Source organism: Thalassoglobus sp. JC818, assembly GCF_040717535.1.
Classification (GTDB): domain Bacteria; phylum Planctomycetota; class Planctomycetia; order Planctomycetales; family Planctomycetaceae; genus Thalassoglobus.
The window spans coordinates 49,629-74,347 of sequence record NZ_JBFEFI010000001.1; the positions used below are offsets into that span (position 1 = coordinate 49,629).

The following is a 24,719-nucleotide window of genomic DNA, read 5'->3' on the forward strand; positions in this document are numbered from 1 at the left end:
CGATGCTGAACCGAGTTTCGAGCGTGACAAAATATTGTAGGCCACTGACGCTGTACTTCATGGTTCCTTGAGTGTTCTTTAGTACGATTGAGGGTCGTCGTGTTGCCTTCGTGTAAGTGCTGACACATGATGACCGCGAGGAAGGCGTCTCTCCATTCAGACTCCAACTAATTGCTCGTCGGCAAGACGGCATTCAGGTCGCGTTGTAAGACATATTGGAATGACGAGGTAACGGCAGTGACACCACTCAAAAACAAAAATGCGATTGTCACAGGAGCCAGTCGAGGTATCGGCGCGGCGATTGCCGTTGCTCTGGCTGAAGCTGGTGCCAATGTGGCCATCAACTTTGTAGGCTCGACCGTTGAAGCGGAGAACGTGGCGGAGCAATGCCGCAGCTACGGAGTGAAAGCTCGATTGGCTCAAGCGGACATTGGTGTTCAGTCGGAAGTCGAACGGATCGTTGCGGAAACAGTCGACGAGTTCGGCGGGCTGGACATCGCAGTCTCAAACGCAGCTTACAGTGATCGCGAGTTGTTCTACGAAGCCGACATGGACGGATTCGAAAAGACGATTCAAGTCACGATGTGGGGTGCATTCTATCTGCTGAGAGCCGCTGCGCGTCACATGATTGCAACGCAGACACAAGGGGCAATTGTGATTGTCAGTTCGCCTCACAGTTGGCGGCCCATCCCCGGTGCGATGGCTTACAACATGTCTAAGGCAGCGATCGATCAGATGGCCAGGACCGCCGCGACCGAACTCTGCAGCAAGCGAATTCGAGTCAACACGATGCATCCCGGATGGATTGATACTCCTGGCGAACGCAAATTCTTCAGTGAAGAAAAGCTCGCCGAGAAAGGGGCAGAACTTCCTTGGGGACGACTCGGAAAACCAGAAGAGATCGCGCGAGGCGTTGTCTTCATGTGTGATCCGGCCAGCGACTACATGACTGGGAGTTCAATGCTGATTGACGGTGGAATCGAGTTGCCGGTCGAAGAAATGCATCGACTTGAAATGCCAGAGAACGTCAGCTGATCCTCTAAGCAAGACCGGACTCTCTTTGAATTGGTGCTGCTTGTTTGGAAGATGAGACCTGTCTCGACCGGCGGCATTTCGAAATCAAGATTCTGCGTTCAATTGAGATCGACCAGTCTTCAACCGTGCTTCAGTTTGGAGTTCAATGATGCGGCAAAACGGAATGCGGATACCACAACTGCTCCTGCTTCTAATCGCATCTGCAATCGGTAGCTGGAGCAATGCTGAAGAGCCGCGTTCCATGAACGTGTTGATGATCGCCATTGACGATCTCAATGACTATCCATCTTTGATGCAGAATTACCCGGGTGTGAAAACGCCTAACTTCGACGCCTTCGCCAAAACCGCATTGCACTTCACCCGAGCTTATTGCCCCGGGACAATGTGCAATCCATCCCGTTCAGCAATTTTGAGTGGCGTCGCCCCATACCGATCGGGCATCTACCAGAACGGTCAACTGTGGCAGGACTCAGCGCTCCTGAATTCGGTAAAGACAATGCCGCAAGTCTTCCGTGACTCGGGTTACCACACAATGGGTTCGGGAAAGCTCTATCACAGCAAGCCGACGGACAAACAATGGGTAGCGCAGTGGGACGACGACGAAGGAGGCAGCGGGAAGTTCGCTCCGAATGTCAAACCGAATCCGATTCCAGATTCAGTCGAGAAACCTCCGCTCTTCAATTACGGCGCTGTTGATCAGTCCGAAGTCAGTGATTTTCAGCTTCTGGATTTCGCCCGCAAGCGCCTTGCAGCATCTTATGACAAACCTTTCTTCATGGCACACGGGATTCGTTATCCCCACAATCCATGGGTGGTGCCGCAGCGATTTCTCGATCTCTATCCCGATTCTGAACTGACGTTTCCGCCGCCTGGCTACAAGGCAGATGATCTTGACGACGTCCCTGCTGTTGCCCGTGATTACGCCGCGAATCCAGTTGACCGCGAAGCACTGGAAAGGGCAGGGCATTGGAAGCCAGTCGTTCGTCACTACCTCGCATCCGTTTCTGCTGCGGATGAAGTTTTCGGCGAAGTGATCAATGCATTGGACGCGAGCCCGTATGCCGACAACACCATCGTTGTCGTTTGGGCCGATCATGGTTTTCACTTGGGCGAAAAAGACCACTTCGCCAAGTACGCTCTTTGGGAACAAACAACCAACGTCTTGTTCATGGTACGAGTTCCCGGAATGACATCCGGCGGATCAACATGTGAACGGACGGTATTGCTTCAAGATCTCTATCCAACACTCGTCGATCTCTGTCAATTAAAAGATCCCGGCCATCGACTTGACGGTCGCAGTCTTCTCCCACTGCTTAAGTCGCCAGAGGCTGAGTGGCCTTATCCCGCGATCACGACTCACATGCGAGGTGACCACGCAGTCCGAAGCGAAGACTTCCGCTTCATCCGATACCATAATGGTTCGCAAGAGTTGTATGACGAAGCAGTAGACCCGAACGAGTGGACCAATCTCGCCGAGAAACCTGAGTTCAAAACCGTCATCGAAGAATTGGAGGCAAGTTTGCCCAAAGAAAACGCGGAGCCTCCACCTTCGAGCAAAAAGCAAAAGCGGAAACAGACCCGGAAGCAACTCAATCAGTAGTAGCTCAGGCCTGCAGCGTTTGAATCAACAGAAACTCAAGATACCAAGGCCCGCCCAACGTGATCCGCAATCGACATCTCTTCGTTCTGGCAATCTTCTGTTTCGCGATTTTCAATGGCAGGCTGCTTTCATCTGCCGAGGCAGTTGAGCCTCAACGTCCCAACATTCTGTTTGTCATTGCGGACGATTGCACGCACCTCGACATCGGATGTTATGGAGGACAAGCTCATACGCCGAACATTGACCGACTCGCTGGCGAAGGCATGCGATTCACTCGCTGTTTCCAAACAACTGCGATGTGCTCTCCGACCCGACACGCGATCTACACCGGCCTTTACCCTGTGAAATCCGGGGCTTGGACAAATCACACCTTCGCCTACCCCGACGTTCAGAGCATTGTTCACGATCTTAAGCCACTTGGCTATCGAGTCGCTTTGTCAGGCAAGACGCACATCAACCCGCCATCAATTTTCCCATTCGAATATTCGGAGGCCCCGAAGAAGAAAGACAAAAAGCGAGCGAAGGAAGACTCTGTTATTGATTTTAATGCTGTGGAAAAATTGTTTGCTGAGTCACAGGAGTCGAATACGCCATTCGCGTTGTTCGCCTGCTCGAACGAACCGCATGGTCCTTACAATAAGGGCAAAGAATACCGCGACCTTTACAAGCTTCAGAAATTGAAGCTGCGTCCCAATTTTGTCGACACGCCCGCGACTCGCATTGAGTATCGCAACTATCTGGCGGAAATCACATTCTTCGACGCTGAAGTAGGCACGCTTCTTTCACTTCTTGATAAATACAATCACGCTGACAACACGCTGGTGGTTGTCGTCAGTGAGCAGGGGAGTGCATTTCCGGGCGGGAAATGGACCTGCTACGACAAGGGGCTGCAGTCAGCACTCATCGCACGACTACCCGGTCAGATCGCTGCCAACACAACAACGGACGCGATGGTCGAGTACATTGACCTGTTGCCGACGTTTGTGGAAGTGGCGGGTGGTCAACCTCGCGACGAACTCGACGGAAGATCGTTCTGGCCGGTTTTGCAAGGTCTAACGGATGAGCATAAATCGGTGGTCTACGGACTTCAAACATCACGCGGAATCTTTAACGGTCCTCCGCACTATGCCATTCGATCGATCCGAAATGATCGGTTTAAACTCGTACTGAATCTTTCGCATGATCAGACGTTCCAAAACTACGTTGTCGGTCACCCGTTCTTCCTTGAGTGGAAAGAGAAAGCTGCTGCTGGCGATTCGCATGCTGCCGCTCGTGTTGAAGCGCACGGCACGCGACCACCCGTCGAATTCTACGACATACAACTAGATCCACTCGAGATGACCAACCTTGCTGAAGTTCCTGCGTACGCCGACGACATCGAAACCCTTCGCGAACAGCTACATGCCTGGATGAAGTCACAAGGTGATCACGGCTTAGAAACAGAGATGCAAGCCTACACTCGAATGACAGCTGGCAACGCTGAAGTGAAGATGTTCCACAAGGATGAGGGGCTCACCACAGGCACTTTATATGCTCAGCCGCGTCCGGAGACGCAACTTCAGTTGCGTGACGATTCACGATGAGTCTGAGGGATTCGGATTGGCGTACATTCTCGACGAGCCCACTACTGCAGATCAGACTGGCGTAAAATGAGTTGTTTATTAACGAAGTTGCTTGCAATGAATCCGGGAAAAAATTGGACAACGCCAACTGTTGTTCCGGTGGCCTGTTTCATTTCTCTCTTCGCAGCACCAGCAGATTTAGCGAAGGCGAAAGACCAGCCGAACATCATTGTCATTCTGGCTGATGACCTCGGCTATTCTGATCTTGGATGCTACGGAGGCGAGATCAATACTCCGAATATCGACGCCCTCGCTGTGAACGGAGTTCGGATGACGCAGGTGTATAACTCCGCGAGGTGTTGTCCGAGCCGAGCGTCACTCATGACCGGGCTCTATCCGACACAAGCCGGGATCGGCGATTTCACAACTAACAAGCCGAACCCGACGCGTGGTCCGGGATACCTGGGAAGGCTAAATGAAAGCTGCGCGACGATTGCGGAGGTGCTTAAGCCCGCAGGGTACGGTTGCTACTACGTTGGCAAGTGGCACATGCATCATGAGACCGGACCGATCAAGCGAGGCTTTGATGAGTTTTACGGGTACACACGCGATCACTCGCACGATCAATACGATGCAGACTATTACATCCGGTTGCCAGAGGGTCGAGCAAAAGAAATCGACCCGCCCGCAGATGATTATTACGCGACCGATGTCTTCAACGACTACGCCATTGAATTCATTCAACAAGGCCAGAAGTCATCACAGCCATGGTTCCTGTTTCTCGGGCACTCATCGCCACACTTTCCGGTACAGGCACCTGCCGATCGAGCTGACAAGTACGATGAAGTCTATCAGCGAGGCTGGGACGTGCTGCGGGAAGAACGCTTCGAGCGGATGAAGCAACTCGGTTTAATCGACCACGATCGCTGGCAATTGTCGCCTCGTAGTATTGTCCCTGTGGACCGCGATGACATTGCAAATCACTACTCCGGGGAAGAAAACCCATCTTGGGATTCTTTAGACGAGGAACGCCAACTCGACCTCGCTCGCCGAATGGCGATCTTCGCCGCAATGGTGGAAGGAGTCGATAAGGGTGTCGGACGAATCGTCAAACATCTCAAGGAAACGAATGAACTCGACAATACGCTGATTCTGTTTCTCAGCGACAACGGTGCATGTTACGAATGGGGTCCGTTCGGTTTTGATGGAACGTCTCGCAAAGGCGAAACAATCCTGAGGACAGGCGACGACCTGCGAGCGATCGGCGGGCGTGGAACGCATCAATCATACGGCAGTGCCTGGGCAAATTTAGGTAACACTCCATTCCGACTTTACAAACACTTCACGCATGAAGGCGGCATCAGCACTCCATTTATCGCCCACTGGCCGGCAGGCATCGGTCAACCTGACAAATGGATTCGTGATCCAGCACATGTCATGGATTTGATGCCGACACTGATTGAGGCTGCCGGAGCCACTTATCCAAAGAAACTCAATGGAAATGTCATCACTCCGCTTGAAGGGACAAGCCTACTGCCAGCCATGAAAGGCGAATCACTTCCGGACCGAACAATTGGTTTTGATCACCAGGCCGCACACGCGATTCGGCAAGGTGATTGGAAAGCTGTTTATTCAAAACGGATGCCGCATGAACTGAAATGGGAGCTTTACAACCTCGCGGAAGATCGGTGCGAAATGATCGACTTGGCGGATCAACATCCCGATCGACTCAAGCAAATGTCGTCCGACTGGGACAGTTGGGCTCGACGTGTCGGTGTGATTTGGGAGCGAGAGACCGCAGTGAACGAAGCCAAAACGCAACCGCCCGAGATCGCGAATCGCTCCTTGAGAATCGAAGCCACTGTCGATGCGTCGAAACCTGACGGAGTGGTCATCGCTCAGGGAGGAAACCAACACGGCTACTCGCTCCACTTCGTCGACGGAAAGCCTGCGTTCGACGTCCGAATCAACGGTGACGTGAGACGTGTTTCGTTAGACCAGAGAGTAGAAGGCCGAATTCGATTGGAAGCAACATTAACCGCAGAACTCATGACTCTTCGCGCCGGAGAACAGGAAGCTTCGACGCAGTCACCAGGTCTGATTCCGGTGCAACCGATCGATAGCCTGAGCGTTGGTTTTGATGACCGAACCGCAGCAGGAGACTACGAAGCTCCAAATCCGTTCAACGGGAAAGTCTTGCGTCATCGCATCAAAGGAAATGACACTCGCACCAAAGATAACCGAAGCAACAAACAATAGAACAACGAAGACTCGATGCACTTAGCTCCGAAGCGGCAATCGAATCTCGATGACGTTTCAGATCCTCTCTTTACAGCCCCCGACGACAACAGGTCCTATGATCCAGAAGAGGTCTGAATTCCAGTTCACGTACAAACAACGCAAGGCAAGTATTGTGTCAAGAGGGTGCGAATCGCCGCGTGGTTAAGTCCTGCGATCCGGTTTTGAATTCGCCAACCGGAGCCACAGCGAGTTCTCCAGCGGAAATCTGACTGGCGACTGCAAGCATCGAGATCGCAGGAAACGACTCGCTTCGACACATCAGAAAGAAGGGTATAAGGACATGCGATTGCTAATTCAAAGATTCTTCACCGCAAGCTTGCTCGCTTCAGCGATGTCTGCAGCTTCCATGAACGTCGAAGCGAATCAACCAGACATTGTGATCTACCTGTCGGACGACCATTCTCAGTTTGATTCCAGCCTGTATGGCAACGACAACATCCCGACTCCTCAGTTTGAAAAACTCGCTGCCGACGGGATGACCTTCACGCATGCGTTTGTCGCCTCTCCATCGTGTGCGCCGAGTCGCGCTACAATGTTGACCGGATTAATGCCAGCCAGAAATGGCGCAGAAGCTAACCATACCTATCCGAAACCGGGAACTCACTGCCTCATTCAGGATTTACAAGCTGCCGGTTATGAAGTTGCCTCTTTCGGCAAAGTCGCACACGGCAACCCGCAACAAGTTGAGCAGTACGGTTTTGACTTCGTCGGTAACGGAAAGCCGATCGATCAGGTCAGATCGCAGCTTGATCAGTTCCTGAACAGAAGAAATGGAAATCAAAGTTCGAACAAGCCGCTTTGTCTTTTTGTCGGGACGACGAATCCTCATGTTTCTTGGACGAGTCCAACGACATTCGAACCGGAAGAGGTCGAGTTTCCGCCGCACCACCTTGATACGCCGTCAACTCGCGAGCATCGTGCCGCGTACTATCAGGAAATCAAAGAACTTGACGCGTTTCTCGGTGAACTTAGAACGATTGCAGCCAACAATCTCGGAGATGATGTGCTTTTCATCCACACGAGCGACCACGGGTCTCAATGGCCATTCGGAAAATGGAATTTGTACGACTACGGCATACGAATTCCATTCATTGCATCATGGAAAGGCAAGATTGCTGCCGGTTCGAAGTCTGACGCGTTGATCAGCTGGGTCGATCTACTTCCAACGCTACTGGACATCGCAGGTGCCAAGGCTCCCGAGGATTTGGACGGTCGATCGTTCGCAGGTGTGCTGCTCGGCCAGACCAATGAGCATCGCGATGTCATCTTCACGACTCATACTGGCGACGGGATAAAGAACATTTTTCCAATTCGAAGCATTCGTACACGCGATTGGAAATTGATTCACAACCTCCATCCTGAGTTTGCATTCACAAATCATTCAGACCTCGACCGAAAAGCAATGGCGGGAGCATACTGGGCGGAATGGGCGGATCTAGCCCAGACAGATCCCCGAGCGAAAGAGATTGTCGACCGCTATTACCAACGTCCCGAGTGGGAGTTCTTTAACGTCTCAAACGATCAGTGGGAGCAAACCAATCTGATTGACGAACCCGAACACGCCGAGCAAATTCGAGAACTCAAGCGGCAACTCTCTGAGTGGATGCAGCAGCAAGACGATCAGCAACTCATCCACAATGAACCGCGTCGAATCAGCGACCCTAAAAGATGGCACCCGGACTATTATGAAAGCCGACTCGAAGAAACAGACGCAGCACCAAAGCGTCGAAAGCGGCAACCGAATTAAGTCACAACACTGGAGAGAGACATCCGTCGTAGGTGAACGCAGCAACGATCACGTCAAGTTACTATATCGCACTGATCAAACTTGAGCGGATGATAACAGATCTCTACACAAGGGACTGCACGGAAACTATCGACTCACTTTTTATTGGTACTTACTTGGATCTATACCGTCGGAGAGCATCATACACTTCGAGTCCTCTCATAACCTATTATCAAAGTTGCCGGATGACCTGATTGCGAGCATGCGGAAAACCAAATCCGTGAATTGAGTATTCTATCTTCCAAGTACATTGTGCAGGCTTCCGAATATTGAATTCACTCGCAGCTCCAATGTTGAGATTGACCGAGAGGGCGCACCCCATGCACATCTTTTCTTACAATGGACGTTTCAAGGAAAGGAAAAGTCTGCAATCCGATCTGCAGATTGGAAGTTAGTCCGTTCGGAGAATCAGGATCGACTGTTTGATTTGACCAACGATCCAGGCGAAAAGCAAAGTGTTGCCGCTGAACACCCTGCGGTCTCAAACGAGTTGAAGGAGAAGCTCATGACATGGCTATCAACACTTCCCGCACCTTCCAGCCCACCGAAACGGGCGAATCGACGCGCATTCAAATAGTGACTTCAAGCGTCACTCTTCAGATTACGGGCAGCCGATTCTGTTCAGTACCTAATACCGGTTGAATGTCAAGACTCTTACCGAATCGAACTCGCCTCATGAAATCCATGCAAGCTGTCTTCTTTTGTTTAGGTAACGTTTACATGCGTCTCTATTATCCTCACTTCGCTTTTTTGACTCTGACCTTTCTGATTTTGGTATGTCGCTCGAATATTACGGCAGCGGAACTGGAAGTCTTCCCCACTATCAAGATGTCGATCGATGGAGCGACACTCCAAGCTCCGGAGCAAGGCCTGTGGACAATCGGAACAGGCTGGAGCAACGACGGTCCGAAACAAGAGAGTCACGCGGACCCGAGCGAACTGAAACAACTTGGTCCGTGGAGTATTCTCAGCGGCGTTGTTGAAACACCTGATGGTAAGTGGAAAATCGAAGATCAGTATCGGTCACTCACGAACGGCGTCGTGCAAGGCCAGCGACGTTGGACGTACTTGGGTGACGAGCCAAGTGGTCCAGTCGTCCTTTCGATTCGATTTCAGGTAAACGAGCAGGGAGGTCAGCCACTTCGTCCTTTTCTGCCAGGGATCAACTACTTTGGAAACCCATCAGGGACGCGTATTGCGAGCGAACGTGTCCCGACATGGACGGGGGAACCAGGATGCGAGGGCTTATACGAAGAGCATCGCTTCCCATTTCCGTTTGCCAGCATCGAATCCGACCAGTCATTCACAGCGGCACTTCATTCCCGGCCCTCGATGCTGCCCTACGGAGCAAGAGAAGATCTTTGGTGGTCGCTCGGCTTAGTTCAAAACGAAAGCGGAGTCGAATTAAATCTTCAAAGCGGCCCGGTTGCATCGAATGGGCAGAGGGGCGTCGTCAAAGCTCGTCAGAAGAAGTTCTTGCCATACCCAGATGCTCATCTGGTGAAAGTTGCTCCGGGAGCTGTGATCGAGAAAGAGTTCTACCTGCAGTTGACGACCAACGAAACGACGGGACATGGTTTTCATCAGCCATTGTGGACTTCAGTTGACCTCTTCGATCCACAACACGATCGAACAATGCCAAGAACAGAAGACGTCCTCGCTGCCAAGTTGCAAGACACGTTTGACCGCTGGTATGCAGACGATCATTGCTCCGGCTTCCGCACTCGCCCGCCACAGGCACAACCATGGATCATGATGGGCTGGGCCGATCGAGCTGAGGTTCCCGGGTTTGCTCTGCAAGTTTTGAAGCTCGAAGAATTCACGCATGAACCAAACGTCTGGCGAGATCGAGCGATCGAATCGCTCGATTTTCTGGTTACGTCCCCATCCCCAACGAAAACGAAAGACGCGAACTTTTCAATCGTCTACGACTATGAGCAACACAAGTGGCTCGAGCGGCAGAACATCCTCTCGCAGTCACAAGTTCTCAACGCATTGGCGGACGCGATTGTTGTCGCTCAACAAGGGGACTCTACTCAACGTGCTGCATCCGAGCGATGGAAAGAGTTCCTGAGAGACAAAATCGCTCACGTTGCTGAAAACGTGCTCGCTGACAACTGGCGTCCTGTCTCAACCAATGAGGCGTTCGCGATCGCACCATTGGTCAAATCGAGTCAACTGCTGGGTGATCAACGGTTAATGACAGCTGCGCGTAAGATTGCCGATCATTCGATTGAACGACATCAGGACATGACAGAACCCTACTGGGGGGGAACACTCGACGCAAAGTGCGAAGACAAAGAAGGCGCATGGGCGGCAATGCAAGGATACTGTGCACTGTATGATTCCACAAAGGAAGCGAAATACCTTCATGCTGCGATTCACGCAGGTGACGTCGTCTTGAGTTATCTCTACGTCTGGGATGTGCCTTTGCCTCCAGGTCGACTGACCGACCACGCTTTCAAGACTCGAGGTTGGACCAGCGTTTCGGTGCAAAATCAGCACCTGGATGTTTTCGGTGTGCTGTTCACCCCCGAATTGTGGCAGTTAGCTCAGTGGACTGGCGACAAACGCTACGAACAGATCGCAAAGCTGCTGTTCGTGAGTGCTGGCCAGATGACAAACCTCGCTAACGGCGTACAGGGCGAGCAGATGTTTCAAACGAACTATCAACAGCACGACGCGGTCGACCAAGTCGAAGGTATGCGGGGTGGCTATGCAGAAGTCTGGAACATCTATTGGATTTCTGCTCACTTTTTAACCGCAGCAGCAAAGTTGGAACAACTTGGGGTCGAGTGGAGAGAGTTTTAGAAATGTGCTCCAACACGAACTTCCGCTTCATTCCTGAGAACTCAAAGTGCGGCGTTCTCTTCTATCTGGCCTTCTGTGCCTCGCTCATGGGGTCATTGCCAGTTTTGGGAAGAGGAGTTGAATCCCCTCGAGACGAACCTCAAGAACAGAACGAAGCGCCTGAGATTGAAGAAACTGTCGAGGATGACCAGAAGTCAAAGAAGCCGAAAGTCTGGATCTACACTGACATGAGCGATCCAATGCTCGAGGGAACCAACCATCGCGGCACCATCAATGATCCGGATGATGTTTCGGCGATGGCCGGTTACCTTCTGATGGCCAACGAATTTGAGACGCTTGGCATTGTCGTTGCCAGTACTCACCGCTCCGAACACCAAAAAACGCCCGACCAGGCTGCGTGGGCAAATCTCTATTTCGGAGACGCATATCGTGCGGACGTTCAGCGACTGAATGAGCGGTTTGGTGGATACCCGGATGATGTGGCATTCGTGGAATCCTGCATCAAAGAGACAGGCGAGAGATTTTCAACCTCGAAAGACTATCGTTCACTCGACGACTACCCGACCGTGCTGTCCCTTCTGAAAGAGGCGAAAATGCTCGAGGACGGTGACCGAATCAATGTGCTTTGCTGGGGATCGCTGACGGAACCTGCGATCCTGGTTTCGCACTGCCTCTCAACAGGTCAGCACGGTGTGTTGGAACGTCTGCGGTTTATCGCCCACTGGACCAATTCTTCATTACATCAGGGCTCCCAGGAGCATCCTGAACGAGTCGCGAACTGTCAGGAAGATGCAACAGCTTGCGCTTACTTAAAGCAGCAAGCCAAGTCAGAGAAAATCATCTACCACGAATGCGGCGCGATTGGTCAACATGGCATCGTCAGCGGTGGGCCTAGAGGCGACGAGTACTTCGACCAGTTTCGGACCAGTCGGCTGGGCACCATTTTCGTTGACGGCAAATACGTCCGAGGCGGAGTCGATCACTCCGATTCTGCCACCTACTGGACCTTGCTTGAGAAATGGGGCGTTAGCCTGAAAGACATCGCTTCCGACGGCACCAACAATGCCGAGACCGAACTTAGCAATGAACAAGCCTTCAAAAAATCGTCACGGAAAATCCACGATGAACTGCTGAGAAGATCCCGGGATTAATGTCATCTCGACAGGAATTTATTCCCCGCGATTTTGAGGCAATCCGGCACTCTGCGTAAACCAACATCAAGAACTGCAATTGGCACTGGATCGCTTTGCGTCATCAAGGAAGACATCAGTTTCGCTGATGCGTCGCTTTAGATTTTTCGAATCACCCGGCACGGGTTTCCAAAAGCAAGGACACCGTCGGGGACGTCTCGTGTCACCACGCTCCCAGCACCAATCGTCACACCGCTCCCGATGCGTATGCCGGGCATGATGATACTTCCTCCGCCGATCCAAACATCGTCGCCGATCACGACAGGTGCTGATTCAGTCTTGCAGAATGCGAAGTCGGTGCCATTAGGATCGCCGTAACGTTCTGTCGGACTCAGGGGATGATAGGCCGCATAAATCTGAACGGCAGGGGCGATGAGGGCATTGTTCCCAATCGTGATTGTGTTGCAGTCAAGGAAGACGCAATTCGCGTTAATTTCGCAGTTATCCCCGAGGTGGATGTTCTCTCCATAGTCCGCAAAGAACGGGGCAGTAATCCACAGGCCGTCGCCATGAGAGCCCAGCAACTCATCAAGAATGGCTGTCAGTTGCTCACGTTCAGTCGTAGGAGTTTGCTCGTATTGTCGCAACAATCGCTTGGCTTCATGCCAGCGCGCCAATAGTTCGGGATCACCTGGATTGTAAGGTTGGCCGGCCAGCATCTTTTCTTTTTCAGTCATTAGTGGGCTGTTTCTTCTCTTCGAATGCTTTCTGCGGAGGCCCTTCATTCCGTAGTTGACAAGCAAACCAGGAAGAAAATGAAAACGCAACCGTCGATCAAACATAAAAACTGTTGCGCAATAACGGGACTGAATGTCGCCTTACTTTACTCATTGCACATCAGGTCGGCGAGGGGTAAGTCAGACCGGCTTTCTGCCGATAAACTGGATGACGGAAGCCATGCCAGTGTGAAACTTGCCTTCAACGACTTCACGATCAATTTCCTGCAGCAAGACTGTTTCGAGGCCAACCAGTTCACTCTCGATCTTGTCACACGTCAGTAATCGGTCCAATTCTCTTGGCCCTCCGGTGCTGCGGTTGAGTTGGTCCTCCGAATAAGACTCCAGAATCAGAATGCCGCCCGGCTTCAATGTTTGCACTAAAAGAGGATAAAGCTTCCCACGGACCACGCTCGGCAGATGGGCATATATCGACACAACGCCACCGTAGGTAGTTGGCTGAGGTTCGAAGTCCTTAAGGTCGGCGACTTCCGTTGAAAATGTGACGCCGTGACTCGCAGCTAGCCTCTCAGCTTTCCCGAGTCCAACGCTCGATCCATCGACCGCGTGAACTTTCAATCCCTGAGTTGCCATAAAGACAGCATTGCGACCTTCCCCCTCACCAATCGAAAGGACAGGGGTCGTCAGCAGATTCGCATTCTCTGCGAGGAACGAATTCGGTTCGGTTCCGTATGCAAACTCGGATTCGGAAAATCTTGCATTCCAATCAGGTCGTGACAATTTAAGTCTCCTTTGTTGTGGATGGCCAGCATCGGCATTCTCAGTCAAAGTTGACGACCGGGCCATCACGTAATATCATATGTTACATGAAACGAGATAGCAAGCTATCAGGCGTATTACACATCTTGCTGCATATGGCAGAACTGAATGAGCCAGTGACTTCGGACGATTTGTCGAAGATGATGGAAACAAATCCAGTCGTCGTCCGTCGGCTTATGGCGGGGCTCCGCAAGCGAGAATATGTGCGGTCTGAGAAGGGGCACGGCGGTGGATGGACCTTGGCATGCGATCTCAATGAAGTCACGCTGCTGGACATTTACCAGGCCGTCGGCAGCCCTTCTTTGTTAGCAATTGGGAATCGAACCGAATCGCCGGGATGTCTTGTGGAACAATCCGTGAACGCGGCGCTCGGGAAGACTTTCGACGAAGCTGAACAACTTCTACTCAAGCGACTTGGTGAAGTCACGCTTGCTTCGCTGAGTTTCGATTGCCACGAACGACTTCAAGCCCAAGGCATCTCACTCAAAGCGAAACGGAACAGACATGGAGTCGAATGAAGACGTTCTGAAGGCAGCTTTTCACAACCCGGAAGCAGTTGCCAATTACTCGGATTCACCACGACTTGCCGTACCGGGCTTCGCGGACATGCAGCGGATGGCGACGCTATTGTTAGCGGAACGTGTTCAGCAAAATGGACGCATTCTCGTTGTCGGTGCGGGCGGCGGACTCGAGCTGAAAGTGTTCGCAGAAGCCGAGCCGACTTGGGAGTTCGATGGCGTTGATCCGTCACCAGAGATGTTACGCCTCGCTGAGCAAACGCTTGGGCCACTCACTTCGCGGGTGACTCTTCACGAAGGCAAAGTCGATGCTGCCCCAGACGGCCCCTTCGATGCAGCGACGTGTATCCTGACGATGCACTTTGCTGACTTGGCGGAGCGAAAGCAAATGCTGACGTCCATTCGTCAGCGACTCAAGCCGGAAGCCCCGTTCATCGTTGTTCATCTCAGTTTTCCCCAATCCGGCGAAACTCGAGCCCAATGGCTCGCGCGGTACGCCTCCTATGTCGTGAACTCTGGAGTCCCGCCGGAGAGGGCATCGCAAGCTCGTGAGGCAATCGATTCTTTTCTGACCATCCTCGATCCTGAACATGACGAAAGATTGTTGAGTGAGGCAGGGTTTTCTGACGTCAGTCTGTTCTATGCCGGGTTCGCGTTTAAAGGCTGGGTCTCATATGCCTGACGAGAAAGAATTCGAATTGGGTCGACGAGAAGCATTGGCTGCCCGCGTCACTGATGAATCGCTAAACGAAGCCGAAAACACATTGAAGTCAGTGACTGAGAAATCGTACTTTGGTCCAATGAGTTCGAGAGTTCCTATTAGCGATGTAACAAGCCTCTCTCAATCGACATTCGGGCTGTTCATGTTCCGCAAAATGTCTGGTAGTTCGCTGTGAACGTCATAGGTGCAGGTTCTGCATAGCGGGCGAGTTGCGGGTTTTCGTCGAATGGATGTTGCACGACACTCAAAAGAGCTTCAAAGCTTGAGAGGTCACCGTTGTTCGAGGCTGCCGCGAGTGCTTCTTCGACAAGGTGATTGCGAGGAATGTAAAGCGGATTCACTGCGCGAATGGTCGAAGCCAAACGAGAAGGGTCAATCTCCCCCTGAAATTCCGTCCAGCGTGCGAGCCAATTCTCGAGTCCAGTTTGATCTTTGAACAGAGATCGAAGCGGACTCTCGTCTCCTTCCGCGAAATCGGCCAATGCTCGCCACGCCAAGGTGTAGTCCACCTTGTTCGTTTTCAGCAGCTCGAGCCAGTCATCAACCAAGGCACATTCGGATTCATTCAGGCTGTCAACGCTTTTGGAATCGGCCAATCCCAGCTTTGTCCATGCGCCGTTGTACCAGTGCTGTTCAAATCTCGGCAGAAAGGTTTCGAGAATCGCGGTCGCGTCAGCAACGGCTCGCTCGCTGTTTTCATCGCCGAGCAGCGGCAGGAGCGTCTCCGCGAATCGGGCGAGATTCCAAAGTGCGATCGCCGGTTGGTTTCCGTAGGCGTAACGTCCAGCGTGATCGATGGAACTGAAAACCGCAGCCGGATCGTACGTTTCCATGAATGCACATGGTCCGTAATCAATCGTCTCACCTGAGATCGCCATGTTGTCGGTATTCATGACGCCGTGAATGAATCCGACCAGCATCCATCTCGCGATTAAGTCCGCCTGACGTTGGACGACGCTTTGCAACAACGCCAGATAACGATCGTCGGCTTCGTTGACTTCGGGGTAGTGGCGCTGGATCACATAATCCGCGAGCTTTCGAACATGTTCGGTTTGGCGACGAGCTGCGAAATACTGAAATGTGCCAACTCGCACATGGCTGGCAGCGACGCGTGTCAGAACGGCACCCGGCAGCGGCCTTTCACGCATGACAGGTTCCCCAGTCGCGACGGCCGCCAGAGCGCGAGTTGTCGGAATCCCCAAAGCATGCATCGCTTCCCCGAGTAGGTACTCCCGAAGCACGGGGCCCACCGCAGCTTTTCCATCTCCGCCGCGCGACATGGGCGTTCGCCCTGATCCCTTGAGAGCAATATCTCGTCGCTTCCCCTGTCGATCGATGACCTCTCCGAGCAGCAGTGCCCGACCGTCTCCCAACTGGGGAACGAAATTGCCGAATTGGTGGCCCGCATAGATCTGTGCGATTGGACGGGCATCTCGAGGCAACTCGTTTCCAGAAAAGATTCGTGGAACCAGTTCGGGAGTAAGCCCTCGATCATCAATTCCAAGTTCACTGGCAAGCGAAGTGTTGAACTGCAACAAGCTTGGCTTCTGAACCGGAGTCGGCTTGACTTCAGCAAAAAAATCGGGCAAATGCTCGGCGTAGCTGTGCTCAAAGTTGAGAGAGATTGTAGACGAGTTCATCAATAAGGGCCTTGTTGCAATGCTCAGAAGAGAGATCAACTCCAAAGACGGAACTCCGCCTTTTCTTTGGAGACTGAGTCATTGCTTGATTTTCAGTATTCAAAGTAGGTGGAGCCGGTTTCTACCTGCCAAAGAGAATCTTCCACGCACGGCAGGAGACTACGCGTCTCCCTTGAGGCGATCAACCTGCACACTGTATACGGTTTTAGACTCGCAACCATGCCAAATCGGTCGTGCGCACGCTAGATTCGCTCTCAACATCGCAAAAGTCGGCGAGAGTGAAATTCAATCTGGCCAACTGAACTTGAGACCTGTCATCAGCATCGCGAGAACACCCAATTCAGACGAGCGAAAATGCCTTGTTCATGGCGTCTGAAGTTGCTTTGCAGGCATCGTCGTTCTCCATGGCATTAAGCTTGGCGTTGAATGGTTCGGCGCGAATAGGACCGTCGTAGCCGATCTCAACCAGGACGCCGAGAAACGATTTCAAGTCGATCACGCCCGTGGCTGATGGAAGTTCTCTTCGGCTGTCGATCTGTTCATCAATTGCAATCCCGGCCGGAGCATCGTTCAAATCGCAAGCGACGATGTCCTGATTCGTCAGCGTTCGTAAATCATCGGCGGTTTCATGAGCCGTATACCAGTGCCAACTGTCGAGGACTAGGCCGACGTTGTCATGTCCAATTTCGGCGATTAGATCTTTCGTCTCAGCCATGGTATGAATGAAGCTGTGATGTCCCGATGCCCAAAGAGTCTTAGGGCCGACATATTCCATCCCGAACCGCAAATCATGGTCGCCGAGCACCCTGACGCATTCTCTCAGCCGACGTGCGTGTTGCCTGAAATTCGCAACATAGGTCAGTTCATCGTGATAGGGGCGCAGCCAAGTGCTGACTCGAGTAACGCCAGCAAGCTGCAATCCATTTGCCTTCGCCGGTAGAGTTTTCAAGCCCTCCCGAAAAGTCTCTTCGTCCTTACGAAATTCGACCGGAAGTCCTGCAGCGCCCCATGAAATTCCGTATTCCGTCATCGTTGACTTCAACTCAGCACGCGTAGAGTCGTCTAACGAGGAGAGAAAACCGGGATCGGCATATACCGACTCGAAACCATACTTCGCGGCGTATTCGATCGCCTGTCGCTGATCGGTCTGAACTCCGATCGCACCCCAAGTGAGATCCTTGGTGAACTGACGCTTTGAGCCTTGCGCAGCCGTCACCCAACGAGTAGCGGGGCTACAAGCCATCGCGATCGACGCCGCTGTCGCACTCAGCATACTTCTACGATTCATTCCCGAACCTTCACATTTCTTCGAAGAGACTTCGTTGGTCAAACGATCCATTCTTCGCCTGTCGTCTCGAATTTTATCTTTCGAATCGGTCGCCTTTGGTCAGCGTTTTGATTCTGCACAGATACATGTCAGATGTGAGATAGAGAACGCTGCCATCATTTCCCCAACCGACGTTTGCAATTCTCTCTCCCGTCACAATTCGGCCGAGCAGCTTGCCACTCGGAGAGATGACAAGCACACCTCCCGGGCCGGTTGCAAAGACGTTTCCATGAACATCGACCTTCAGTCCATCACCACCGCCTCGAGGAATGTGGTCGTTGTTGGAAGAATCAAAGAACGCGCGAGGTGTGCCGAGGTTGCCATCTTCCTGAACAGGAAAAGCACGCCAGACTGGGTCGTTTCCGTCACTGTTGGCAACGTACAGCGTTTTCTCATCTGGGGAGAATGCGATCCCATTCGGTCGAGACATCTCCTTGTATTGGAGGGTGACAGTCCCATCTGGCTCGCAGCGATAGATGCCGCAGAAGTCAATCTCGCGCATTGGATCATCTTCTCTGTTGGGAAGCCCGTAGATCGGATCAGTAAAAAAGACGTCACCATTTCTGCGAATCGCCAGATCGTTCGGGCTGTTGAAACGTTTGCCATCCCAGCGATCGGCCAGAGTGATTTTACCTCCCTCCTCAGTCAGCAGTGAGATGCGTCGATCGCCGTGTTCGCACAGAACGAGACTGCCCTCAGGATTCAGTGCGAGACCGTTGCTACCCGGCTCTCTGCCGTAGTCTGCGACACCGGTGTAGCCAGCCGGATTCATGAATACAGAGACGCCGGTTCCCTCCTGCCACTTCATCACAGCGTTGTGAGGAATGTCTGAAAACAAAACATACCCGCCGAACTTGTTCGATTCCTCCGGAACCCAAACCGGGCCTTCTGCCCACTCAAATCCGCCACACAAAACTTCAATCACCGCGTCTTCGGCAATCAGTTGGTCGAGCGCCGGATCAAATCGGTCAACATGTCCAATCTGTGGGAAGTTGAGTGTGTTCTGAGCTGACGCCACGGCACTCAATGCAACGAGTGAGGCTGTCAGGACGAAAGCTGAAAGAAGAGTTCGCATAAATTTCTCTATTCACGAGAGTCAATGAATTCGTTCAAACTGACTTGCTTGTGGAGCAAGTCAGTGTCGGTAATGGAAGCGACGGTGCTTTTCTGAAAGTGGCTGCCGATTTGAAGTCTCTTTGATCGTTTGAAGCCAAATGAACGCACATGAAAGACTTGTGCGATTCCGCACACGATCCTAAGAAGAACGGAGTCGTTCCCGCCAGTCACCTCGATTGATTGCCCTGAGGTTCCTGTGGAGAGCATCGATGGTCGCTGAAAGGCGAGACGACGTGCACCAGTCAATGATGTCGGTTCAGAAGACAACATCTCGGCAGGTTGAAGAATTTCATCCTCGCGCGTGAAAACTGCAAGAATCATTTTCAGCGTGGCAAGCACTTGATGATCGCTGAAGGTCCATAGTTCAGCAGAGATTATGTGTCCACGATCCGAAGCCACTCGCCTTATCGACGAAATGGTGAGCCAGTCGAAGAAGGAGCAAGATTGGCCTCGGGATCATGGACTAACGCCTCCAATATGTTGATGGGAGGATGGATAAGCTCATGTTGTCGCGAGTTCGCTCACCTGCAAGTCTTGCTTGGGGCCGAAGAACTCGTGTCGAATACGATCTTCGGAGACGCCAAGTTCGCTGAGGCTGGTGAACACGGCAGTCATGAACGGTTTTGGTCCGCAAACGTAGAAGTCTGCCTCGCTGAAAGGCACCCAGTTTTGAAGCAACTCGGTCGTGACGAATCCTTCGACATCACAGCGTCCGCTTGAGAGGTCGTCAGACAGCGGATCGTCGTAGACGATTTTCGTCTGAAAACTCGATCCGTTGCCACACAGTGATCGCACTTCGTCGGCCAAAGCGTGAACACGACTGTTCTTCGCAGCCTGCAGGAAATAGACCGGTGTCGTCGTGTTGGAATTGTGAAGCGACTTGGCCATCGCCAGTAGCGGCGTCACTCCAATTCCGCCAGCCAGCAAGACAATGGGACGACCATTCGTTGATGCTTGATCAAGCGTGAACTCACCACAGGGCGGTCCGATGTCTAAACGATCACCTTCGTTGACTTCATCGTGAAGATAGCTTGAGATCAGCCCATCAGGTGCGTTGTCCACTGGGCGAGGTTCTCGCTTCACGCTGATACGGAAGTGGCCGGTGCCGGGACGATCTGAAAGACTGTAGTTTCGAGGCGAGGTGGGCGTTTTCGGATGATCGACTTTCACTGTGATATACTGTCCCGGAAGAAAATCCGGCAGTGGCTGATCATCTTCTGATTTGAGATAGAATGATGTGACGATATCGCTTTCTGGAACCTTCCGTTCGACCACCAGTTTTCGATATCCGTTCCAGCCTCCCGATTGTGACTTCTGCTGGTGATAGATTTGTGCCTCCCGACCGATACAGACCTCGGCCAACAGACCGTATGCCTCTGCAACAGCGTCTATAATTTCGTCTGTGGCAGCATCCCCCATGACATCCTTGATCGCAGCGAGCAAGTGTTTTCCGACAATTGGATAGTGTTCGGCCTGAATTCCCAGCGAGCAGTGCTTTTGAGCAATCAGTTCGACTGCCGGAGTCAGAGCTTCGAGATTGTCGATGTGTGCGAAGTATGCGCAAATCGCTCCGGCGAGAGCCCGTTGCTGGCCACCGCTGTGCTGATGCGACTGATTGAAGAACGCTTTGACTTCCGGATTTCCTTCGAACATCCGCTGGTAGAACCGCCGAGTGATGGTTTCCGCATTGGCGGCGACGACAGGGGTGATGTCCTTGACAATTCGGATCGTTTTTTCGCTGAGCATGGGCGTCTCGGTGGGCATAAGGTTGTTGGCGGGGTTGTTTCGACCGTACACTAAAACAATCACCCAAAGGTATAGAATTGAATTCTGCACGTCAAGATGCAGAATTAGAAAGTTGCGCGAGACGAGAGCATGATTTCCAAAACAGCTGAATACGCCCTGAGAGCCGTCACATGCCTGGCAGCGAACGATGGCAAGCCTCTTTCGGCGGACGTGCTGGCCGAAAAGACAAAAGTGCCACGACGTTATCTGACTCGCGTGATGCAAGACTTGGCGGCTGTCGACCTTGTCGATTCGCGCAGCGGCCCAGGCGGCGGCTATCTGCTGTCGATCCCCACCGACAAGCTGACAATTCTGGACATCGTAAACGCTGTGGCTCCGCTAGAAAGAATCAATGCATGCCCGCTGGGACTCGAATCTCACACCTCCTTGTGTCCTCTCCATGCAGAACTCGACAAAGCCTACGCCGCCACGGAGGCAGCCTTCGCCAACGTGACAATTCGCCAACTCATCGAGTCGACGAGTCCGATCGTCCCATTATGCGAAGTACCTTCAAAGTAAACCTGGCCTCATCGATCTGCATTGCGTCGAACAGGATTTCTGACCCTCTTTATATAGGAATGAAGCCGCTCTCCGTGGATGCGCTTGAGCGATCCCTCCCGATTGGCATCTAGTGGATGAAGCGCTGCAAGAAGCCAGCGTGACCAAGTGGCAAAAACGCGATCAACTCGCAGATATTGAAGGTTTTCCTCCCAGAGCGAAGCATTATCAGGGTCTCGAACTGGCGATTCTCTCTCAGCAAATTGAGGGACGACTACATCCGAGCTGTCCACCACCGTGTACTCTCGATCTCGTTGGGACGTTCGAACTGATCCCACGAAGTTGAGTTGGTACTTCAGTTTCTCGCCGGACAATCAGCACTTGATCTATGCTGAGGACGGGAAAATCATGCTGTTCGACGTTCGGTCCAGTTCGACGCGACAACTCTCGACAGAGAAAAATCTCGAGTACAGATACCCAAATTTCTGGGGAAGCGTGTGGCGAGCGGCTTATAGCATCGTGCGATCTTTCTCCGTGGTTCCACTTCTTCTGCCTTTTGACTGCTTAAACAATCGCGTCAATTACTCTACAATCGATCCGCAACCGTAGATTGACACTCGATTCTTTACCTTCTCTGAGTAGTAACGAGCAGTCGGCGAACCATGTCTGTTCCAGGCACTCAACTCCTGAGCGTGTTCACGTCGAACGATGAAATTCGATTGCTGTTGGAAGCATCGCAAATCATCGTCTGGACTCATTGGCCAGCCGGTCATCGATTGTTCCACTCGAAGGAATGGAGCCAGTTCACTGGACAAGCACACCAGCTCAATCAGAGTGCTGATTGGCACGAATCTGTGCATCCCGAAGACATCTCTCTGCTGCTTCGGAATTACGATTCCGCGAACGGTGAGAAATCTGAACAGACCTTTCAGGTTCGGTATCGACGTTATTGCGGCAGATACTTTTCGTATCTCGAACGCGCTCTTCCGGTTGTCGATGCGAATGGGAAAGTAGATCACTGGTTCGGGGTAAGCCTTTCGCAGGAAGAACATCCTCCGTTCCCAGTGCTTGCTGATCGCAATTTCTTGCTGCAAGCGATCTTCGACAACGTCCCGGAATGCGTAAAGGTCTTCGATCGCGATGGAAAATTCCAGGTGATCAACCGCGCCGGACTCGCAATGATTGAAGCGGACTCGTTTGAGGAAGTCCTTGGTAATACTGCCTGGTGGTGCATCGCACCAGAGCATCATACGGCCGTGAGACGAATGAACGCGAATGTGTTGCGAGGCGAGTGCGCCTCCACGGAGTATGATGTCATCGGAAAGAAGGGCGGAAGGCGAAACGTTAAGACTCACGGTATTCCGATGTTTGATCCGAGCGGCGACGTCACTGGCATCTTGAGTATCACACGTGATTTAACTGTCGAACGGAACGCAGAGATCGCCATCCGTGCAAGTTCGATGCGGTTGCGACGCTTGGTCGAGGAACTCCCCGCGAGCGCAATCTGCATCGAAGGCAATTCCGTCTTCTTCAATCGCGCCGCACAAGATCTGTTCGGCTACTCGCCTGACGAGGTATCAACCGTCGACGAATGGTTCTCGTTACTTTATCGCGAACGATGCGATGAGATGCTGGAGCTTTATGAAGCAGATCGAACTCAGGCTTTCCCACTCAAGCGAGAAGTTCAAGTCAACTGTCGATCGGGAGAGATTAAGACCGTCGAGTTTGCAGGGTACGAAGACCATGAAGTTGAGATCTGGGTCGTACACGATGTTACAGAACGCAAGCGAGCAGAAGAAGCGGTCAGAATTCGCGAGCGGCAGCTGTCGACATTAATGAGCAACCTGCCTGGAGCAGCTTACCGTTGCCTCAATGACAAAGACTGGACAATGGAATTCATCAGCGATGGATGCGTTCAGGTAAGTGGCTATCCGGCAGAAAAGTTAACTCAAGGCGTTCCTACATGGTCTGAGCTGATGCATCCTGACGATCGTCAACCGATCTGGGAAACTGTTCAGGATAGCCTGTCTCAACGTCAATCGTTTCAGGTTGTCTACCGTATTCAGCACCGCGACGGCGACGAGCGGGTCATCTGGGAACAAGGTCGCGGTGTGGTCAACGCACACGGTCAGATAGAAGCTATCGAAGGTTTCTTGACGGATATGACCGAAATGGAACAAATGAAACAGCAGCTCGTACAGAGTGAGCGACTGGCTGCGATGGGCAAGATGTTATCGGCACTCGCTCACGAGAGTCGCAATGCACTTCAGCGCATTCAATCCGGCGTCGAAATGCTGAAGTTTGAGTTTGAACAAGACTCCGAATCTTATGAGGACCTGCGGCGAATCGCTGGAGCTCGAGAAGACTTGCAGCGTCTCTACGACGAAATGCGAAGCTTTGCAGCCCCGATGAATTTACAGATTTCCGATTGTGATCTATCAGGGATATGGACCAAGGCGTGGAATCACCTTGAATCAACGTGGAATTCTCGAAACGTTCAGCTGAAGCAGAATTTGAGCGACATTAATCTGAGAGTTTCAGTCGATGCTTTCCGTCTCGAACAGGTCTTTCGCAACCTCTTTGAAAATGCACTTGCAGCGTGTGACGATCCAGTTGTCATAGAGATTTCATGTGACAATTCTGACATTCATGGAAAGCCCGGGGTGTGCGTGACGTTGCGCGACAATGGTCCTGGGCTAAAGGAAGAACACAGAGCGAGGATATTTGAAGCCTTTTTCACGACCAAGCACAAGGGCAGCGGTCTGGGCATGGCAATTGCAAAACGGATTGTGGAAGCTCACCGCGGAAAAATTGAAGTGCGCAATTCAACGAGCGGCGGAGCTGAGTTTTTACTCGTAATCCCGAGAGACCAACCGTGACAAAGCCCTTGCGAATTGCCGTTGCCGACGACGAACTTGAGATTCGCGAATTCTTCAGACGATATCTTCCCCGACTGGGGCATTCCGTCGTCGGAGAAGCTTGCAACGGAAAACAGCTTGTAGAACTCTGTAAAACAAGCTGCCCGGACTTAATCATTACCGATCTGGCAATGCCTGAAATGGATGGCATCGCTGCGATCTCGGCACTCGCTCACTGCTCGAAGTCACCAGTGATCATCGTTTCGTCGCAAGATCCGCCGACGAAACCGGTCCATTCAACTGTCGTTGCGTATCTGGTAAAGCCGATTGAAGGAAGTGAACTTCAGGCAGCAATCGAAAAAGCGGTTCGTTCGCAGTCGGAGATTTCGAAATCCTCAAATTCGAGTAAACTAACTTCTAGATCGAAACCCAAAGAGTAGATTTGGAGTCGTCTCTCGTGAACTTGTCCGCCAAT

General features: G+C 52.2%; 19 protein-coding genes. 13 read left to right on the forward strand and 6 right to left on the reverse strand.

Going from position 1 to position 24,719, the window contains the following annotated elements; all coding sequences use genetic code 11:
• The first annotated feature begins 237 nt into the window (after positions 1–237).
• The 7 genes from AB1L42_RS00175 to AB1L42_RS00205 all read left to right on the forward strand — a co-directional run bounded on the left by AB1L42_RS00175 (position 238) and on the right by AB1L42_RS00205 (position 12,246).
• Entirely contained in the window at positions 238–1,035 is a 798-nt protein-coding gene (locus tag AB1L42_RS00175) for an SDR family oxidoreductase (RefSeq protein ID WP_367049891.1), read from the forward strand.
• Positions 1,036–1,198: 163 nt separating this feature from the next.
• Positions 1,199–2,635 (forward strand): sulfatase, encoded by a 1,437-nt coding sequence (locus tag AB1L42_RS00180; protein ID WP_367049893.1) that lies wholly within the window; start codon positions 1,199–1,201, stop codon positions 2,633–2,635.
• A 59-nt stretch (positions 2,636–2,694) separates the two neighbouring features.
• Positions 2,695–4,218, forward strand: a complete 1,524-nt coding sequence (locus AB1L42_RS00185; protein WP_367049895.1) for a sulfatase — start codon at positions 2,695–2,697, stop codon at positions 4,216–4,218.
• 96 nt (positions 4,219–4,314) lie between these two features.
• Positions 4,315–6,456, forward strand: coding sequence for an arylsulfatase (locus AB1L42_RS00190; RefSeq protein WP_367049897.1), 2,142 nt, complete (start codon positions 4,315–4,317; stop codon positions 6,454–6,456).
• A gap of 322 nt (positions 6,457–6,778) precedes the next feature.
• Positions 6,779–8,245: a sulfatase gene (locus AB1L42_RS00195; protein ID WP_367049899.1), complete on the forward strand. Its 1,467-nt coding sequence runs from the start codon at positions 6,779–6,781 to the stop codon at positions 8,243–8,245.
• Positions 8,246–8,959: 714 nt separating this feature from the next.
• On the forward strand, positions 8,960–11,095 hold the full coding sequence (locus AB1L42_RS00200; protein ID WP_367049901.1) for a hypothetical protein: 2,136 nt from the start codon (positions 8,960–8,962) through the stop codon (positions 11,093–11,095).
• A gap of 2 nt (positions 11,096–11,097) precedes the next feature.
• Positions 11,098–12,246 carry a nucleoside hydrolase-like domain-containing protein gene (locus tag AB1L42_RS00205; protein WP_367049903.1) on the forward strand — a complete coding sequence of 383 codons (1,149 nt, stop codon included), beginning with the start codon at positions 11,098–11,100 and terminating at the stop codon, positions 12,244–12,246.
• A gap of 137 nt (positions 12,247–12,383) precedes the next feature.
• Here AB1L42_RS00205 and AB1L42_RS00210 read toward each other — a convergent pair whose 3' ends face one another.
• Together AB1L42_RS00210 and AB1L42_RS00215 are read right to left on the reverse strand one after the other, a co-directional pair.
• A complete protein-coding gene (locus tag AB1L42_RS00210) occupies positions 12,384–12,962 on the reverse strand; it encodes a sugar O-acetyltransferase (protein ID WP_367049905.1) in 579 nt (192 codons plus the stop codon).
• 180 nt (positions 12,963–13,142) lie between these two features.
• Positions 13,143–13,742 (reverse strand): class I SAM-dependent methyltransferase, encoded by a 600-nt coding sequence (locus AB1L42_RS00215; RefSeq protein WP_367049907.1) that lies wholly within the window; start codon positions 13,740–13,742, stop codon positions 13,143–13,145.
• An 86-nt stretch (positions 13,743–13,828) separates the two neighbouring features.
• On the opposite strand from AB1L42_RS00215, the gene AB1L42_RS00220 reads away from it, so the two are divergent.
• Together AB1L42_RS00220 and AB1L42_RS00225 are read left to right on the forward strand one after the other, a co-directional pair.
• Positions 13,829–14,299 (forward strand): Rrf2 family transcriptional regulator, encoded by a 471-nt coding sequence (locus AB1L42_RS00220; RefSeq protein ID WP_367049910.1) that lies wholly within the window; start codon positions 13,829–13,831, stop codon positions 14,297–14,299.
• Positions 14,286–14,981: a class I SAM-dependent methyltransferase gene (locus AB1L42_RS00225; protein ID WP_367049913.1), complete on the forward strand. Its 696-nt coding sequence runs from the start codon at positions 14,286–14,288 to the stop codon at positions 14,979–14,981. Before AB1L42_RS00220 ends, AB1L42_RS00225 begins: the two co-directional genes overlap by 14 nt.
• 179 nt (positions 14,982–15,160) lie before the next feature.
• Here AB1L42_RS00225 and AB1L42_RS00230 read toward each other — a convergent pair whose 3' ends face one another.
• From AB1L42_RS00230 to hmpA, 4 genes are all read right to left on the reverse strand, one after another.
• Complete coding sequence (locus tag AB1L42_RS00230; RefSeq protein WP_367049915.1) at positions 15,161–16,660, reverse strand: protein adenylyltransferase SelO; 1,500 nt, start codon at positions 16,658–16,660, stop codon at positions 15,161–15,163.
• A 340-nt stretch (positions 16,661–17,000) separates the two neighbouring features.
• Positions 17,001–17,948: a sugar phosphate isomerase/epimerase family protein gene (locus AB1L42_RS00235; RefSeq protein WP_367049917.1), complete on the reverse strand. Its 948-nt coding sequence runs from the start codon at positions 17,946–17,948 to the stop codon at positions 17,001–17,003.
• 73 nt (positions 17,949–18,021) lie between these two features.
• Positions 18,022–19,062: an SMP-30/gluconolactonase/LRE family protein gene (locus AB1L42_RS00240; protein WP_367049919.1), complete on the reverse strand. Its 1,041-nt coding sequence runs from the start codon at positions 19,060–19,062 to the stop codon at positions 18,022–18,024.
• Positions 19,063–19,604: 542 nt separating this feature from the next.
• On the reverse strand, positions 19,605–20,849 hold the full coding sequence (gene hmpA, locus AB1L42_RS00245) for an NO-inducible flavohemoprotein (protein WP_367049922.1): 1,245 nt from the start codon (positions 20,847–20,849) through the stop codon (positions 19,605–19,607).
• A gap of 129 nt (positions 20,850–20,978) precedes the next feature.
• Here hmpA and AB1L42_RS00250 point away from each other — a divergent pair, with 129 nt between their 5' ends.
• The 4 genes from AB1L42_RS00250 to AB1L42_RS00265 all read left to right on the forward strand — a co-directional run bounded on the left by AB1L42_RS00250 (position 20,979) and on the right by AB1L42_RS00265 (position 24,684).
• The gene (locus tag AB1L42_RS00250) at positions 20,979–21,407 is read left to right on the forward strand and encodes an Rrf2 family transcriptional regulator (RefSeq protein ID WP_367049924.1); all 429 of its coding nucleotides are present in this window, start codon (positions 20,979–20,981) and stop codon (positions 21,405–21,407) included.
• Between the two features lie 112 nt (positions 21,408–21,519).
• Positions 21,520–21,732: a hypothetical protein gene (locus AB1L42_RS00255; RefSeq protein ID WP_367049926.1), complete on the forward strand. Its 213-nt coding sequence runs from the start codon at positions 21,520–21,522 to the stop codon at positions 21,730–21,732.
• Between the two features lie 316 nt (positions 21,733–22,048).
• On the forward strand, positions 22,049–24,265 hold the full coding sequence (locus tag AB1L42_RS00260) for a PAS domain S-box protein (RefSeq protein ID WP_367049928.1): 2,217 nt from the start codon (positions 22,049–22,051) through the stop codon (positions 24,263–24,265).
• Positions 24,262–24,684 carry a response regulator gene (locus AB1L42_RS00265; RefSeq protein WP_367049930.1) on the forward strand — a complete coding sequence of 141 codons (423 nt, stop codon included), beginning with the start codon at positions 24,262–24,264 and terminating at the stop codon, positions 24,682–24,684. The genes AB1L42_RS00260 and AB1L42_RS00265 overlap by 4 nt, the downstream gene beginning before the upstream one ends.
• Positions 24,685–24,719: the final 35 nt, after the last annotated feature.